The following is a 671-nucleotide window of genomic DNA, read 5'->3' as shown; positions in this document are numbered from 1 at the left end:
ATCTAATTACATCTCCACTCTCACCATATAGACTATCTGCTAACACTAATTTAATTTTGAAACCCCATGCTTTCAACTCTTGAATAATCTCTACCGCTATTTGGGGTTTGCTCTTATATTTATCGCCTTCTTTTAAGCGACTTTTCGGTTTAAATATTTGGAATATTAAAGGATAAGTAATTCCATCTACTACACCATAAGCATTTACAGATACTATTCCATTCTCTGTTTTACCTAGGTTTCCAATATATTGCCTAGTTACATAATCTGTTGATTTTCCCTTTTTTTGATCTCCGGTTTCGTCAATACATAAAATTATTTCTCTTTCTCCAATAAACATTTTTGTTAACCATAGCCTTATTTCTCTTAATTTTTTGATATCCCACAGTGCATCTCTCAGAAAATGATGTAGTGTTTGGCTATCTTTTAGCCCCACTGTTTTAGCTATTTCTGGCAGAGTTTTTCTCTTAATTTCTGAAAGTATGCCCAAATGTAAGAATTTGAATGCTTCAAAATGCCTTACATCCTCAAATACTGAATAATAGTGCTGGCAATAGTTATCTATGAATGCCACTGTGCTTACTGGCTGTCTGCGCGCCGTAACCATTCCTCTTACTTGCTTTGTCTGCTTTCTTCCTGATTATACTCTCCCCGTAGTAACAAAAGAGGGA

At 34.9% G+C, this 671-nt stretch carries 1 protein-coding gene; it reads right to left on the bottom strand.

Translation table 11 applies throughout. The features are described 5' to 3' along the window. On the bottom strand, positions 1–607 hold a 607-nt coding region (locus tag ACM5QX_RS29550), incomplete at its 3' end, for an IS701 family transposase (RefSeq protein WP_414756760.1). Positions 608–671: the final 64 nt, after the last annotated feature.

The sequence above is a fragment of the Anabaena sp. CCY 9910 genome (assembly GCF_963920875.1).
Classification (GTDB): Bacteria; Cyanobacteriota; Cyanobacteriia; order Cyanobacteriales; family Nostocaceae; genus Trichormus; species Trichormus variabilis.
This window is presented reverse-complemented; position numbering and strand designations above follow the sequence as displayed.